General features: G+C 65.5%; 14 protein-coding genes and 1 tRNA gene. 10 read left to right on the top strand and 5 right to left on the bottom strand.

Annotated features, from left to right (window positions below; translation table 11 throughout):
* Positions 1-37 precede the first annotated feature (37 nt).
* The 8 genes from AUL34_RS17145 (at position 38) to AUL34_RS17115 (ending at position 7,238) form a co-directional block, all read left to right on the top strand.
* Positions 38-1,057 (top strand): NAD-dependent epimerase/dehydratase family protein, encoded by a 1,020-nt coding sequence (locus tag AUL34_RS17145; RefSeq protein WP_061936329.1) that lies wholly within the window; start codon positions 38-40, stop codon positions 1,055-1,057.
* A gap of 230 nt (positions 1,058-1,287) precedes the next feature.
* Positions 1,288-1,458 (top strand): hypothetical protein, encoded by a 171-nt coding sequence (locus AUL34_RS22380; protein WP_156420969.1) that lies wholly within the window; start codon positions 1,288-1,290, stop codon positions 1,456-1,458.
* A gap of 102 nt (positions 1,459-1,560) precedes the next feature.
* A complete protein-coding gene (locus tag AUL34_RS17140; RefSeq protein ID WP_082653445.1) occupies positions 1,561-3,000 on the top strand; it encodes a DegQ family serine endoprotease in 1,440 nt (479 codons plus the stop codon).
* Between the two features lie 7 nt (positions 3,001-3,007).
* The gene (locus AUL34_RS17135) at positions 3,008-4,345 is read left to right on the top strand and encodes a replication-associated recombination protein A (RefSeq protein ID WP_061936326.1); all 1,338 of its coding nucleotides are present in this window, start codon (positions 3,008-3,010) and stop codon (positions 4,343-4,345) included.
* Between the two features lie 17 nt (positions 4,346-4,362).
* Positions 4,363-4,740, top strand: coding sequence for a fluoride efflux transporter CrcB (crcB, locus tag AUL34_RS17130; protein WP_061936435.1), 378 nt, complete (start codon positions 4,363-4,365; stop codon positions 4,738-4,740).
* 70 nt (positions 4,741-4,810) lie between these two features.
* Positions 4,811-5,800 (top strand): RluA family pseudouridine synthase, encoded by a 990-nt coding sequence (locus AUL34_RS17125; RefSeq protein WP_061936323.1) that lies wholly within the window; start codon positions 4,811-4,813, stop codon positions 5,798-5,800.
* Positions 5,800-6,489 carry an HAD-IA family hydrolase gene (locus AUL34_RS17120; protein WP_061936320.1) on the top strand — a complete coding sequence of 230 codons (690 nt, stop codon included), beginning with the start codon at positions 5,800-5,802 and terminating at the stop codon, positions 6,487-6,489. The genes AUL34_RS17125 and AUL34_RS17120 overlap by 1 nt, the downstream gene beginning before the upstream one ends.
* A 29-nt stretch (positions 6,490-6,518) precedes the next feature.
* Positions 6,519-7,238 (top strand): ATP12 family chaperone protein, encoded by a 720-nt coding sequence (locus tag AUL34_RS17115; protein WP_061936317.1) that lies wholly within the window; start codon positions 6,519-6,521, stop codon positions 7,236-7,238.
* On the opposite strand, the gene AUL34_RS17110 is transcribed toward AUL34_RS17115, so the two are convergent.
* Genes AUL34_RS17110 through lipB form a run of 4 tightly spaced genes read right to left on the bottom strand, consistent with a single transcriptional unit; the run spans position 7,239 to position 10,099 of the window.
* Positions 7,239-8,018, bottom strand: a complete 780-nt coding sequence (locus AUL34_RS17110; RefSeq protein WP_061936314.1) for a molybdopterin-dependent oxidoreductase — start codon at positions 8,016-8,018, stop codon at positions 7,239-7,241. It lies immediately after the preceding gene.
* Positions 8,015-8,842: a cytochrome b/b6 domain-containing protein gene (locus AUL34_RS17105; RefSeq protein WP_061936312.1), complete on the bottom strand. Its 828-nt coding sequence runs from the start codon at positions 8,840-8,842 to the stop codon at positions 8,015-8,017. Before AUL34_RS17105 ends, AUL34_RS17110 begins: the two co-directional genes overlap by 4 nt.
* A gap of 58 nt (positions 8,843-8,900) precedes the next feature.
* Complete coding sequence (locus AUL34_RS17100) at positions 8,901-9,359, bottom strand: YaiI/YqxD family protein (protein ID WP_061936309.1); 459 nt, start codon at positions 9,357-9,359, stop codon at positions 8,901-8,903.
* Complete coding sequence (lipB, locus tag AUL34_RS17095; protein WP_061936431.1) at positions 9,356-10,099, bottom strand: lipoyl(octanoyl) transferase LipB; 744 nt, start codon at positions 10,097-10,099, stop codon at positions 9,356-9,358. The genes AUL34_RS17100 and lipB overlap by 4 nt, the downstream gene beginning before the upstream one ends.
* Before the next feature lie 178 nt (positions 10,100-10,277).
* Here lipB and AUL34_RS17090 point away from each other — a divergent pair.
* Together AUL34_RS17090 and AUL34_RS17085 are read left to right on the top strand one after the other, a co-directional pair.
* Positions 10,278-10,362 (top strand) — tRNA-Leu (locus tag AUL34_RS17090).
* A gap of 129 nt (positions 10,363-10,491) precedes the next feature.
* Positions 10,492-10,884 carry a MerR family DNA-binding transcriptional regulator gene (locus tag AUL34_RS17085; RefSeq protein WP_061936306.1) on the top strand — a complete coding sequence of 131 codons (393 nt, stop codon included), beginning with the start codon at positions 10,492-10,494 and terminating at the stop codon, positions 10,882-10,884.
* 5 nt (positions 10,885-10,889) lie between these two features.
* Here the strand turns inward: AUL34_RS17085 and AUL34_RS17080 are convergent, their stop codons facing one another.
* Positions 10,890-11,846, bottom strand: coding sequence for a heparan-alpha-glucosaminide N-acetyltransferase (locus AUL34_RS17080; RefSeq protein ID WP_061936303.1), 957 nt, complete (start codon positions 11,844-11,846; stop codon positions 10,890-10,892).
* Positions 11,847-11,886 lie beyond the last annotated feature (40 nt).

The raw sequence follows: 11,886 nt of genomic DNA, 5'->3' as shown, positions 1-11,886 counted from the left end.
TTTTGTTGTGCCATGAGTCCCGTTGGAGAATCGGCCCATGACGCGTGACCGAGTGCTGGTAACAGGGGTGTCCGGCTTCATTGCAAAACATATCGTCCTCGAGCTGTTGCGGTGCGGGTTCGACGTGCGGGGAACGGTACGGAGCCGGGAGCGGGCGGACGAGGTCCGATCGGTGGTGCTCGGCGCCGGTGAGGATGTCAGCCGCTGCGAGTTCGTGGAGGCGGATCTCTCATCGGATCGGGGCTGGGATGCGGCCGTCAGTGGATGCCGGTTCGTGCTTCATACGGCGTCGCCGTTTCCGCTTGTCCAGCCGCGCCGGCCTGAGCCACTCGTCGCGCTCGCAAGGGACGGGACGGCGTCGGTGCTGCATGCCAGCGCCCGGGCTGGTGTCGAGCGTGCCGTGGTGACTTCGTCAGTTGCGGCCGTGTTCTATGGCCATCCCCGCGACCGGGTTCGGCCGTTCGACGAGGCCGACTTCACCAATCTAACCAGCGCGGCCGTGTCACCTTACGCCCGGTCGAAGACCGTGGCGGAGTTGGCAGCATGGGATGTGGCACGGGAAACCGGTCTGGCAATCTGCACCGTGAATCCCGGTCTGGTGCTGGGCCCCGTGCTCGACGCGCGGCTCGGGACGTCTGCCCAACTCGTGGCGTCCATGATGAAGGGACAGATCCCGCTCCTTCCTGATATGGCGATCCCGTCGGTGGACGTCCGCGACGTTGCGCGTGCGCATGTCGCCGCGATGCTTGCTCCAGAAACCGGCCGCCGGTTCCTTCTGGCGGCATCGCAGACACCGACGCTCCTGCAATTGGCCGGGTTTCTGGCGGAAGCGTTTCCGGAACGCCGACGCAGACTGCCGCGTCATCGGCTTCCGTCCGTCGTCGTGCGGCTGGGCGCCCAGTTCTCGCCGGGTGCGGCCATGCTGGCGGACGATCTCGGCCGGTCGAAAGCGGTCGATACCGCACCCGCCCGCGATGTCCTCGGCCTGTCGTTCATCCCCGCAAGGGACGCAGTTGTTGCATTGGGAGAAAGTCTGTTGCGCCACGGCTGCGTCTGACGACATCGCTACGAAACCGACGATCTGTAAAACAGAGTGCATATCGTTGGGGTGTTGCCCGGCCGCGATAGCGGGGGACGTGGCACCCATGCGATAGCTGGATCGAAGGCAGTTCCGCACAAGTTTGGATCAATGCGAACGCAACCTTTGGTGGTTTGCGGCATTTTCCAGGCGAACGGGGCGACCGCCGAACGGCATAGCGGCGAGTTTAGACGGATTAAACGGATATCATGGAAAATAGGACCGCTTCCACCCATACGAGCGAGTTCTCGATGCGTCGTACTATGCTGACCCTCCTGGGCGCCGTATTTGCTTTCGGGATCCTCACCGCAAGCTACGCGACGGCCGAGTTGCCGGCATCGGCCGCCGTCGACGTCCAGCAGGACGTTCTGGCGCGCTGAGCCACATCGAAGAGAATGCAGGAAAAAGGGCCGCGAGGCCCTTTTTTCGTTGGATGTCGGCGCGATACCAAAGGACTGATTCGAACATCGGGGCGAACGAGCATGCAATACGGCAGACTGATCCTTGGTCCAGGCGTTGCGGCGCTCCTCCTTGCGGCGTCGATCGCTCCAGCGGGAGCGCAATCACCCGTGGCCCCGGCACCGATCGCTCCTGCTGCCTCGGGCGAGCGCATCCCCGGATCGGAAGCGGAGGTGAAGCTCACGTTCGCTCCTCTTGTGCGCAAGAGTGCTCCGGCGGTGGTGAACGTCTACGCCGCACGTCAGGTGCCGGTCCGTACGCCCTTCGCAGGCGATCCGTTCTTCGAGCAGTTCTTCGGCCGCGGGGAAGGGCGCACCCGGCGCGAGTCTTCGCTCGGCTCGGGCGTGATCGTCGATTCGGCGGGGCTGGTCGTCACGAATCACCATGTCATCGCCGACGCCGAGGAGGTGCGGGTCGCCCTGGCTGACGGCCGCGAGTTCGATGCCAAGGTGCTGCTCAGGGATCAGCAAGCCGATTTGGCTGTCCTGAAGATCGAGGACGACAAGCCGTTCCCCAGCATCGCGATCGCGGATTCGGACAAGACTGAGATCGGCGATCTCGTGCTTGCGATCGGTAATCCGTTCGGGATCGGGCAGACGGTGACGAACGGGATCGTTTCCGCGCTTGCGCGAACGCATGTCGGCGTCAACGACGTCGGCTATTTCATCCAGACGGACGCTGCGATCAATCCGGGTAACTCGGGTGGCGCCTTGGTGGACATGCACGGGGAACTGGTCGGCGTGAACACCGCGATCTTTTCGCGCTCGGGCGGCTCCAACGGAATCGGCTTCGCGATCCCTTCCAATATGGTTCGCGCCTTCGCGGATGCCGCCCGCGAAGGGCGGCCCTTCGAGCGCCCGTATATCGGGGCGGGCTTCGTCCCGGTAACGGCCGATATGGCCGAAGCTCTTGGTCTCGATCGGCCGACCGGAGCCTTGGTGCAGGCGGTCCGGCCCGACACGCCTGCGGAGGACGCCGGGTTGCGGGAGGGGGATGTGGTTCTTTCGATGAACGGTTTTCCCGTCGATAACCCCGACACGCTCGGTTACCGGCTTGCGACGGCAGGGCTCGGCCGGGACGCGGAACTCCAGGTGATGGCCGCGGACGGCAAGCGGGAGACCGTCCGGCTGGCGCTGGAGCGTGCACCGGAAACGCCGCCGCGCGACGTGCGGACCCTGACGGGTCGCACGCCGTTCGCGGGCGTGACGATCGCGAACCTCTCGCCGCGCCTTGCAGGTGAACTCGAGATGCCGCAGACGGCGACGGGCGTCGTGGTCACGGAGGTCGAGCGCGACTCTCCGGCGGCGAGGTTCGGATTGCGGCCGAAGGATATCATCACGAGCCTCAACGGCCGCGACGTGGAATCCACGGAAGAACTCGAGGAGGATGCGGAGAACGGTCGCCGGGGCTGGCGCATCGAGGTCGATCGGAACGGGCAGCGCCTCGTTCAGACGTTTCGCTGAGGCTCGTATGGCCGATCTGTTCGCCGGTACCGAGCCGCCGACCCAGCGCAGGGAACCCGTAGCCGAGGCTGCCGCGCCTGGGGGCCCGCTCGCCGAGCGCCTGCGCCCGCGCCGTCTGGCCGATGTCGTCGGCCAGGAGCATCTCACGGGCAGCGAGGGTGCCTTGACCCGGATGCTGGAAAGCGGCTCGCTCGGATCGGTGATCCTCTGGGGGCCGCCTGGATCTGGCAAGACCACGGTCGCGCGCCTTCTCGCGCGCGAGGTGGATTACGCCTTCGATCAGGTTTCGGCGATCTTCACCGGCGTTGCCGATCTCAAGAAGGTTTTCGAGACGGCTCGGCTGCGGCGGACCAGCGGGCGTGAGACCCTGCTCTTCGTCGATGAAATCCATCGGTTCAATCGCGCCCAGCAGGATTCGTTTCTTCCCGTGATGGAGGACGGGACGATCGTCCTGATTGGTGCGACGACCGAGAACCCCTCGTTCGAACTCAACGCGGCGCTTCTTTCGCGGGCTCGCGTTCTGACGTTCCGCTCGCACGACGCCGAAAGTCTCGGCCAGCTCCTCGCCAGAGCCGAGGAGGCGATGCGGCGTCCCTTGCCGTTGGACGAGGCGGCGCGCGAGATGCTGATCCGAATGGCCGACGGCGATGGTCGCGCCGTCCTGACGCTGGCAGAAGAGGTCTGGCGTGCGGCACGGCCGGATGAGGTGCTGGACGGGGAAGCGCTGAGGGGCGTCGTCCAGCGTCGTGCGCCGATCTACGACAAGGGGCAGGACGGGCACTACAATCTGATCTCGGCCCTCCACAAGTCGGTGCGCGGCTCGGATCCGGATGCCGCGCTGTACTATCTCTGTCGCATGCTCGATGCGGGCGAGGATCCGCTTTACCTCGGCCGACGCATCGTGCGCATGGCGTCCGAGGATATCGGCCTTGCCGACCCGCGCGCGCTGCTCGTCGCCAACGCGGCGAAGGATACCTACGACTATCTCGGCTCGCCGGAAGGGGAACTCGCGCTGGCGCAGGCAGTGGTCTACCTCGCGTCGGCGCCGAAGTCGAACGCGGTCTATGTCGCCTACAAGGCCGCGATGCGGGCGGCCAAGGAACACGGCTCGCTGCTGCCGCCGCGGCACATCCTCAACGCACCGACCAAGCTCATGAAGGAGGAGGGGTACGGGGCGAACTACGCCTACGACCACGATGCGCCCGATGCCTTCTCCGGACAGGACTACTTTCCCGAAGCCATGGGCCGCATGAGCTTCTACCAGCCGACAGGACGCGGCGAGGAAGCGCGCATCGGCGAGCGGATGGAACGTTGGGCGCGCCTGCGCCGCGAGCGTCAGGGGTGATGGGAGACAACGGCTCGATGCTGGGTTTCGTGCTTGTGGCGCTGGGTGGTGCGTTGGGCAGCGTTGCCCGATATGGGATGGCGGTGGCGGCAGGTCGCTGGTTCGGCACCGGCTTTCCCTTCGCAACGCTCTTCGTCAACGTCACGGGCTCGTTCGCCATGGGTGTGCTGATCGAGCTCATCGCCCGCCATTTCTCGACCCTTCCCGAGGTCCGATTGTTTCTCGCGGTCGGCGTGCTCGGCGGCTACACGACCTTCTCCTCGTTCAGCCTCGATGCCATCGCTCTCTGGGAGGGCGGACAGCAGGCCGTGGCCATTCTCTACATCCTGTTGTCCGTCGTTGTCGGTCTGGCGGCCCTGATGGCCGGCGCGGCGCTCGTACGTCAGCTCGGCTGATCGACGCGCCCGGTGTTCCGGCGACGCGTCGAATGCTGTATCGCCGGGTCTAGAGCGATAGGAAGATACGATGTCGGTAGTCGAGCAGATCAGGGTGGAGCCGGACGAGACGGGTCTGCGTCTCGATCGTTGGTTCAAGATCCATTATCCGGGCCTCGGTTTCGGACACCTGCAGAAGCTTCTGCGGTCCGGACAGGTGCGCGTCGATGGCGGCCGAGCCAAGACCGACACGCGCATCGAAGCCGGCCAGATGATCCGCATCCCGCCCATGGGTGTCGACGCCGGCCGTCCGCGTACGGCGGTGCTGACCGCCAACACGATGCGCGACAAGCACGACGGCGACGTTCTCGGCCAGATGCTGATCTACGAGGACGAGAAGGTCTATGTCTTCAACAAACCCGCGGGCCTCGCGGTGCAGGGCGGCTCGGGCGTCAATCGCCATGTCGACGGGATGCTGGAGGCATGGCGCAACAAGCGGGGCGAGAAGCCGCGCCTCGTCCATCGTATCGACCGCGACACATCCGGCATTCTGGTCGTCGCCAGAACCCGGGGCGCAGCGGTATCGCTGACCAAGGCCTTCCGCGAGCGCGATACGAAGAAATACTACTGGGCTCTGGTGAAGGGCGTGCCCGCGCCGCACGAGGGGCGCATCTCGACCTATCTCGTCAAGGAGCAGACCCTCGACGGCGATCGCATGCGCGTTGCCAAGCACGGCGAGGACGGCGCCGATCATGCGCTGTCGCACTACCGCGTGGTGGACCAGGTGGCACAGGCCTTCGCCTGGATCGAGATGGAGCCCTACACGGGCCGCACCCACCAGCTTCGGGTCCATGCTGCCCATATCGGACACCCGATCCTCGGCGATCCGAAATATTTCGAGCACGACACCAACTGGGAATTTCCTGGAGGCGTCCAGAACCGGCTCCACCTCCATGCTCGCCGGATCATCATTCCCCATCCCGACGGCGGGCGTCGGATCGACCAGATCGCGCCGCTCCCGCCGCACATGGTCCAGACCTGGAACCTGTTCGGTTTCGACGAGGCGGCCGAGAACGATTGATGCGTGCCATCCTCTTCGATTGCGACGGCACTCTGGCCGACAGTTTCGGCCTGATCTGCGAGACCATGCGCCGCTGCTTCGCGATGGCCGGACTGCCGGAGCCCGACGATGCGGCCACGAGCGGCGTGATCGGTTTGTCTCTGGATCTGGCGATCCATCGGCTGGCACCGACCGTGCCGGTCGAGGAGCTGCCTGCGCTGGTGGAGACCTACCGGCGGGCGTTTCACGAGATTCGTGCACAAGGCGCGTTCCCCGAGCGTCTCTTCCCCGGTGTCGAGCCGATGCTGCGGCAGTTGGCGGCGCGCGATGACGTTCTGCTTGGAATGGTCACCGGCAAATCACGCCGCGGCGTCCGCAACGTCGTCGAGGTCCACGGACTGCAGGGCGTCTTCCCGGCGGTGCGCACCGCCGACGACTGCCTCTCCAAGCCGCATCCCGCGATGGTGCTGGAATGCTGCGCCGACCTAGGGGTCCGGCCCGAGGATACCCTCGTGGTCGGGGACGCGATCTTCGACATGCAGATGGCAGTGGCCGCGGGAGCTGCCGGTTGGGGTGTCGCGTGGGGCGCCCAGCCCCCGGAGGCATTGCGCGCGGCCGGCGCGAGCGGGGTATCGACCACAGTCAGGGAGTTGAGGGATACGCTCGACCTCTGGCTGACGAGCGAGCCGGCGGTGGGAATTCGCGCATGAGAGACGAACTGCAACAGGACCCGGCTCGTATGCCCAGCACGCCTCGTAAGCCCGAACTGCCGAAACGCTTCTATACCGAGGTGAGCGTCGCCGAGACGCCGGCGGGCTTCGAGATCAGGCTGGACGGGCGTCCCGTGCGCACGCCGGCCCGCACCATGCTGGCGCTGCCGAACCGGACTTCGGCTGAGGCCGTGGCGGCGGAATGGGAAGGGCAGGGCACACACATCGATCCCGCGACGATGCCGGTCAACCGGCTCGTCAACACGGTGCTGGACGGGGTCGCCATGAACCCCGGGGCGACGCGCTCGGATCTCGGGCGTTACGCCGAGACCGATCTGATCGCCTATCGCGCGGATGAACCGGAGCGGCTGGTCGAGCGCCAGGCCGAGGCCTGGGATCCGTTGATCGCATGGGTCCGGGATCGCTTCGGCGTGCATGTGGCCATGGCCTCCGGCGTAATGCACGTGGCACAGGCGCCCGATACGTTGCAGGTCCTGCGCGCACGTCTGGACCACGAAGCGGACCCTTTCCGGTTGGCCGCCATCCACCAGATGACGACGCTCACCGGCTCGTTGATTCTCGCACTGGCGGTTGCCGAAGGGCGGCTGGGTGCCGACGAGGCTTGGCGGCTCGCTCATGTGGACGAGGACTGGAACATCTCGCTCTGGGGCGAGGACGAGGAAGCCCAGGCTCGGCGCGCCGCCCGCCTGACGGACATGCGCGCGGCGGACCTTCTCCTGCGCGACTGATCAGATTCCGGCGAACCATTCGTAGCCGCGATCTTCCCAGAAGCCGCCCTTGCCGTCGCCATAGGCGACGAGCGAGTCCGTCACCACGATCGCACGGATGTATTTCGCCATCTTGTAGCCGAGCTGTCGCTCCACCCGGACGCGCAGGGGCGCACCGTTGGATACGGGAAGCTTCTCGCCGTTCATGCCGTAGGCGAGGATCGTCTGCGGATGACGCGCGTCGAGGAGATCGATCGACTCGTAGTAGCGGATCGGACCGTTGAAGCCGTTCTCGAGCGTATCGAAGCACAGGAACACAACGTAGCGGGCGGAGGAGGCGACGCCGGCCTGATCGAGCACGAGGCCGAGCCGCGTGCCTGTCCATTCCGCAATGCAGCTCCAACCCTCGACGCAGTCATGCCGGGTGATCTGCGTTCGCGCGGGCATCGCCTGCAGGTCTGCAAGGGACAGCGAGAGGGGGCGTTGTACCGCGCCGGTCACCGAAAGCCGGAAGGTCGAGAAGTCCTGGCGAGCCAGCGCGAGGTAGGGCTCGTCCTGTGGATTGGTGGAACCGTTCGGACGCATCGGCTGCCGGATGTCCGATCGCGTGAATTCTCGCGCCAGATGATCGGAACCGAGGAGGAGACGCTGGGCCCGATAGGTCAGCGCGTTCGCTTTCTCCAGCACGTCGCGCACGCCGGAATCATTGGCGACCAGCGGATCGAAGCATCCGGACAAGGGCAGGGTGGAGGCCGCTGCAAGGCCGCCGAGAAAACGGCGCCGATCGAGTGCTCCCTTCATCGCGCGTCTTCCTCGCCGTCGATGCGCATCCACCCGGTGATCATGGAGCGCATTTCGTTGAACGGACCGGCCAGGAGGACCATCGCGATATGCAGGATCACGAACGAAACCAGCACCAGCATCAGTCCGAAATGCAGCGTCCGCGCCGTCTGCCGGCCCCCGAATAGGTCCAGCATCCACGGCGCGAAGGCGTTGACGCCGGGCGACATGGTCAGGCCCGTCGCCACCATCAACGGCAGAACCACGATGAGGATCGCGAAATAGGAGAGCTTCTGCAGCGGACCGTAGCGCTGCTGATGGTGAAAGCGCAGGCGGGCATGATCGGCGACATCCTGCGGCAGAGCAACCAGATCGCGTCCGCGCGGCAGGATGTCATGCGTCATGTGGCGGTTGAGAAGGCTGGCCGCGAGCCACACCACAAGCGTTCCCACGAGGAGCCACGCGAAGAAGAAGTGGACGACGCGACCGGTCGCGAGATCGCGGTAGGAAGGGATCGTCAGCCAGCCGGGGAAGGTCTGCGGTTGAAAGTTGCCGTTGGCATCCGCGATGACGCCGAGCGTGCCGGTCGTGTCGAAGCTGCGGCCGAAAACGGTGGTCACGCCCTCGAGCTCGCCCTCGTCGAAGGCCGCGCCGATGCTCAGCACGCGGTTCTCGAAGTCGAAACCGGACTGCTGGCCGAGATACAGGTCCGGCCGAGCCATGAAGATCTGCAGTCCGGAAAGGAGCAGGAAGAAGAGGCACACGACCCAGACCCAATGGGTGAGGCGCGTGGCGAACCGCTGGCGGTAGACCAGGGGGCCGTCGCGATCGGCTAGAAGCTTCATGTCCCGTCCACCCAAATGATTTGGATCGAGCTACGTCCGGAACGGCTTTCCGGACGCATTACGACGCGACCATGGCGCGCCGGAGGGCGCGGTCCAATTCCTGACGAAAGCGGGACCGGTCGGCCGGAGCGAAGGGCTTGTTGTAGGTGCTCGACGTGCCGCTTTCGCGTAAGTGCTGGTTGAACGAACGGAACGACAGCGCGGCACCGATATTGGCGGCGGTGAAGGGCCGGCCGTCAGGTCCGAGCACGGCCGCGCCCTTTTCCAAGGCACGCGAGGCCAGCGGGATGTCGGCTGTCACCACCACATCCGCGGACGTTGTCTCCTCAACGATCCAGTCGTCCGCGGCGTCGAAACCGTCCGACACGCTGACGATTCGTGCGCCGGGATACCGCGAAGGGCGCATGCCGCCATTGGACACCAGGACCACGCCTGCACCGTGACGCCCGGCGACGTCCAGGACCTCGTCTTTCACCGGGCAGGCGTCGGCATCGACGATGACGCGGGTGCCGGTCATGCCTTGGCCTCAGCCGCTCGGATGGACGGACCGAAGATCTCGTCGAATCGGGCGCGCAAGGCACCGTCCACCTCCGGCATCGACACCACGATGCCGAGATCGAGGAGGCTCGTCACCCCGTAGCCGCGGATGCCGCAGGGCACGATCCCGTCGAAATGAGAGAGGTCGGGATCGACGTTCAGGCTGATGCCGTGGAACGTCACCCACTTGCGTACGCGGATGCCGATGGCGGCGATCTTGTCCTCGGCCATCGCGCCGTCGGGGAGCGGCGCGCGCTCGGGCCGCCGAACCCACACGCCGACGCGGTCCTCGCGCCGTTCGCCGCGGATCTGGAACGTCGCCAAGGTGGAGATGACCCATTCCTCCAGGGCCGCGACGAAGGCCCGAATGTCCTGACGCCGGCGCTTCAGGTCGAGAACCACATAGGCCACCCGCTGGCCCGGCCCATGGTAGGTGAATTCGCCGCCGCGCCCGGAGCGGAACACCGGGAATCGCCTGGCATCGAGGAGGTCGTCGGCGTGAGCGCTCGTGCCGCTTGTGTAGAGGGGCGGATGCTCGACGAGGAACACGGCTTCCGGCGCCGTCCCGCCGGCGACGCGTTCCGCGCGATCTTCCATGAGCGCGACGGCTGCCGGATAGTCGATCGTGCCTTCGATCACGACCCACTCCACCGGCGGGCTGCCCGCCTCCGGATGGAAGCTACCGATATCGAGCGCCGCGCGCGGAGTGGGGTTGTCCATGGGGCTGAGATAGCGCTGCGCATGCCCGCGCGCAAAGGGCATTCGCGTTCGGGCGGCTTGTCATGAAAAAAGAATACGGGCGGCGCCGCGAAAAGGCTTGTGTGCCCCCGGAGCGTTTGTTACATCGCCGCCACCGGTCGAGAGAGACCGGGCCGATCTCCGGATCGGAACACGGCGTGCGGTCGTGGCGGAATTGGTAGACGCGCAGCGTTGAGGTCGCTGTGGGGCAACCCGTGGAAGTTCGAGTCTTCTCGACCGCACCAGCCTTGCTTACTTCCCTTATACTTCAGGTGTGGTCTGCATACGCCGATTGATGGTGTATGCCATACTGTCGTGGATTTGACTTTTACGTCAATCTGGTTTGTGACGCTTCTTCGACGGGGGCCGATCGGATGCGCGACTACTACACCATCACGGAATTGACGCGGGAGTTTGACATCTCCACGCGAACGATCCGGTTTTACGAAGACGAAGGGCTGATCTCCCCGATTCGACGTGGTCGCACCCGGCTTTTCCGGCATTCGGACCGCCAGCTCCTGAAGATCATCCTACGCGGCAAGCGTCTCGGTTTCTCCATCGCCGAGATCCGCGAGATCATGGGCATGTACCGTACCCCACCGGGCGAGGCGGGGCAGTTGCGCACCATCATCCGACGCGTCGGCGAGCGACGCGCCGAGCTCGAACAGAAGCGCCGGGATATCGAGGATCTGCTGTCCGAACTCGACCAGGCGGAAGAGGCCTGCCTCACGCGCATGGCCGAACTCGGCATATCGCCGAACAGCTGATCGCTTCAGGGCTCCGACGAAAACGAACACTGATCGACCGTCTGCCGCACCGTCCGCTGCTGCGCCTCGTCGAGACGGCCGGCCAGGAGGGTCGCGAGAAGATCTTGGTTTTCCAGCTCACCCCGCACACAGCCGCAGTAGCGCTGGCAGAAGCCTTCGTCGCGCGAGTCGGTGCAGGTCTGGGTGCAGCTCTGATCGAAGGCCGCGGTTTGGTCCGGCGGCACGAAATAGGCGAACGCTGCCACGAGCCCGATCGAAACAGGCTGGTGAACGAGATAGAACAGAAGCGAGTGCTGGCCGAGGACGCCGAGGTGTCGCGCAGGGCCGAATCGGCCGTTCCATCGGCGCAGACGCGCCCATAGATCGAACCGTTCGGCGATCTGCGCCACCGCGATGCCGATCAAGACGGGTGCCAGCCAGGGTACCAGCGGCACGAAGTCGTTGGAGATCGGCGGCCGGGCCGACAGTCCCAGCCAAGCGAGCGAGCGCGGATCGGTCAGTGGCGTCGAGACGAACAGCGGCAAGGCGATCAGCAGCGCCGCCAGCGCAAGGTTGAGGAGAAAGGGCAGGCGAATCGGCGCTAGGCCAAGGACACTGGCGACGGCGATCAGGTGGAGAATGCCGAAGAACACGAAGGTCTCCGGCGTGAACAGGTAGGTCGCCAGCGATATGACGGCGGCGCCCGCCACGATCTGTCCGAGGCGCTTCCGGAAAGATGGCCAGCGGACTCCGTTGCGATGAGCCAGGAACAGTCCGACGCCGACGAGGAACAGGAAGCTGATTGCGATTGAACGGGCGAATAGCCGCCATCCACCAACCTGCGCGTAGCCGGGCGGCAGATACCCGAAAAATTCCAGGTCCCAGGTGAAGTGGTAGACGAGCATCGACAGAAGCGCGACGCCGCGTGCGATGTCCAACACTTCGATCCGAGAGCCGAAGCGACCGGCATTCGTTGCGCTCATCGGTGAAGTCCCCTGGTCCGAACGGCATCCCGCCTATCTG

It is taken from the genome of Aureimonas sp. AU22 (assembly GCF_001463745.1).
Lineage (GTDB): Bacteria > Pseudomonadota > Alphaproteobacteria > Rhizobiales > Rhizobiaceae > Aureimonas.
The sequence above is the reverse complement of the archived record's forward strand: the minus strand, read 5'-3'. Positions and strand labels throughout refer to the sequence as shown.

What these genes read in the sequence shown, in the direction of transcription:
- AUL34_RS17145 (WP_061936329.1), top strand. Translation starts at nt 38, where the DNA reads ATGACGCGTGACCGAGTGCTGGTAACAGGGGTGTCCGGCTTCATTGCA.
- AUL34_RS22380 (WP_156420969.1), top strand. Translation starts at nt 1,288, where the DNA reads ATGGAAAATAGGACCGCTTCCACCCATACGAGCGAGTTCTCGATGCGT.
- AUL34_RS17140 (WP_082653445.1), top strand. Translation starts at nt 1,561, where the DNA reads ATGCAATACGGCAGACTGATCCTTGGTCCAGGCGTTGCGGCGCTCCTC.
- AUL34_RS17135 (WP_061936326.1), top strand. Translation starts at nt 3,008, where the DNA reads ATGGCCGATCTGTTCGCCGGTACCGAGCCGCCGACCCAGCGCAGGGAA.
- crcB (WP_061936435.1), top strand. Translation starts at nt 4,363, where the DNA reads ATGCTGGGTTTCGTGCTTGTGGCGCTGGGTGGTGCGTTGGGCAGCGTT.
- AUL34_RS17125 (WP_061936323.1), top strand. Translation starts at nt 4,811, where the DNA reads ATGTCGGTAGTCGAGCAGATCAGGGTGGAGCCGGACGAGACGGGTCTG.
- AUL34_RS17120 (WP_061936320.1), top strand. Translation starts at nt 5,800, where the DNA reads ATGCGTGCCATCCTCTTCGATTGCGACGGCACTCTGGCCGACAGTTTC.
- AUL34_RS17115 (WP_061936317.1), top strand. Translation starts at nt 6,519, where the DNA reads ATGCCCAGCACGCCTCGTAAGCCCGAACTGCCGAAACGCTTCTATACC.
- AUL34_RS17110 (WP_061936314.1), bottom strand. Translation starts at nt 8,018, where the DNA reads ATGAAGGGAGCACTCGATCGGCGCCGTTTTCTCGGCGGCCTTGCAGCG.
- AUL34_RS17105 (WP_061936312.1), bottom strand. Translation starts at nt 8,842, where the DNA reads ATGAAGCTTCTAGCCGATCGCGACGGCCCCCTGGTCTACCGCCAGCGG.
- AUL34_RS17100 (WP_061936309.1), bottom strand. Translation starts at nt 9,359, where the DNA reads ATGACCGGCACCCGCGTCATCGTCGATGCCGACGCCTGCCCGGTGAAA.
- lipB (WP_061936431.1), bottom strand. Translation starts at nt 10,099, where the DNA reads ATGGACAACCCCACTCCGCGCGCGGCGCTCGATATCGGTAGCTTCCAT.
- AUL34_RS17085 (WP_061936306.1), top strand. Translation starts at nt 10,492, where the DNA reads ATGCGCGACTACTACACCATCACGGAATTGACGCGGGAGTTTGACATC.
- AUL34_RS17080 (WP_061936303.1), bottom strand. Translation starts at nt 11,846, where the DNA reads ATGAGCGCAACGAATGCCGGTCGCTTCGGCTCTCGGATCGAAGTGTTG.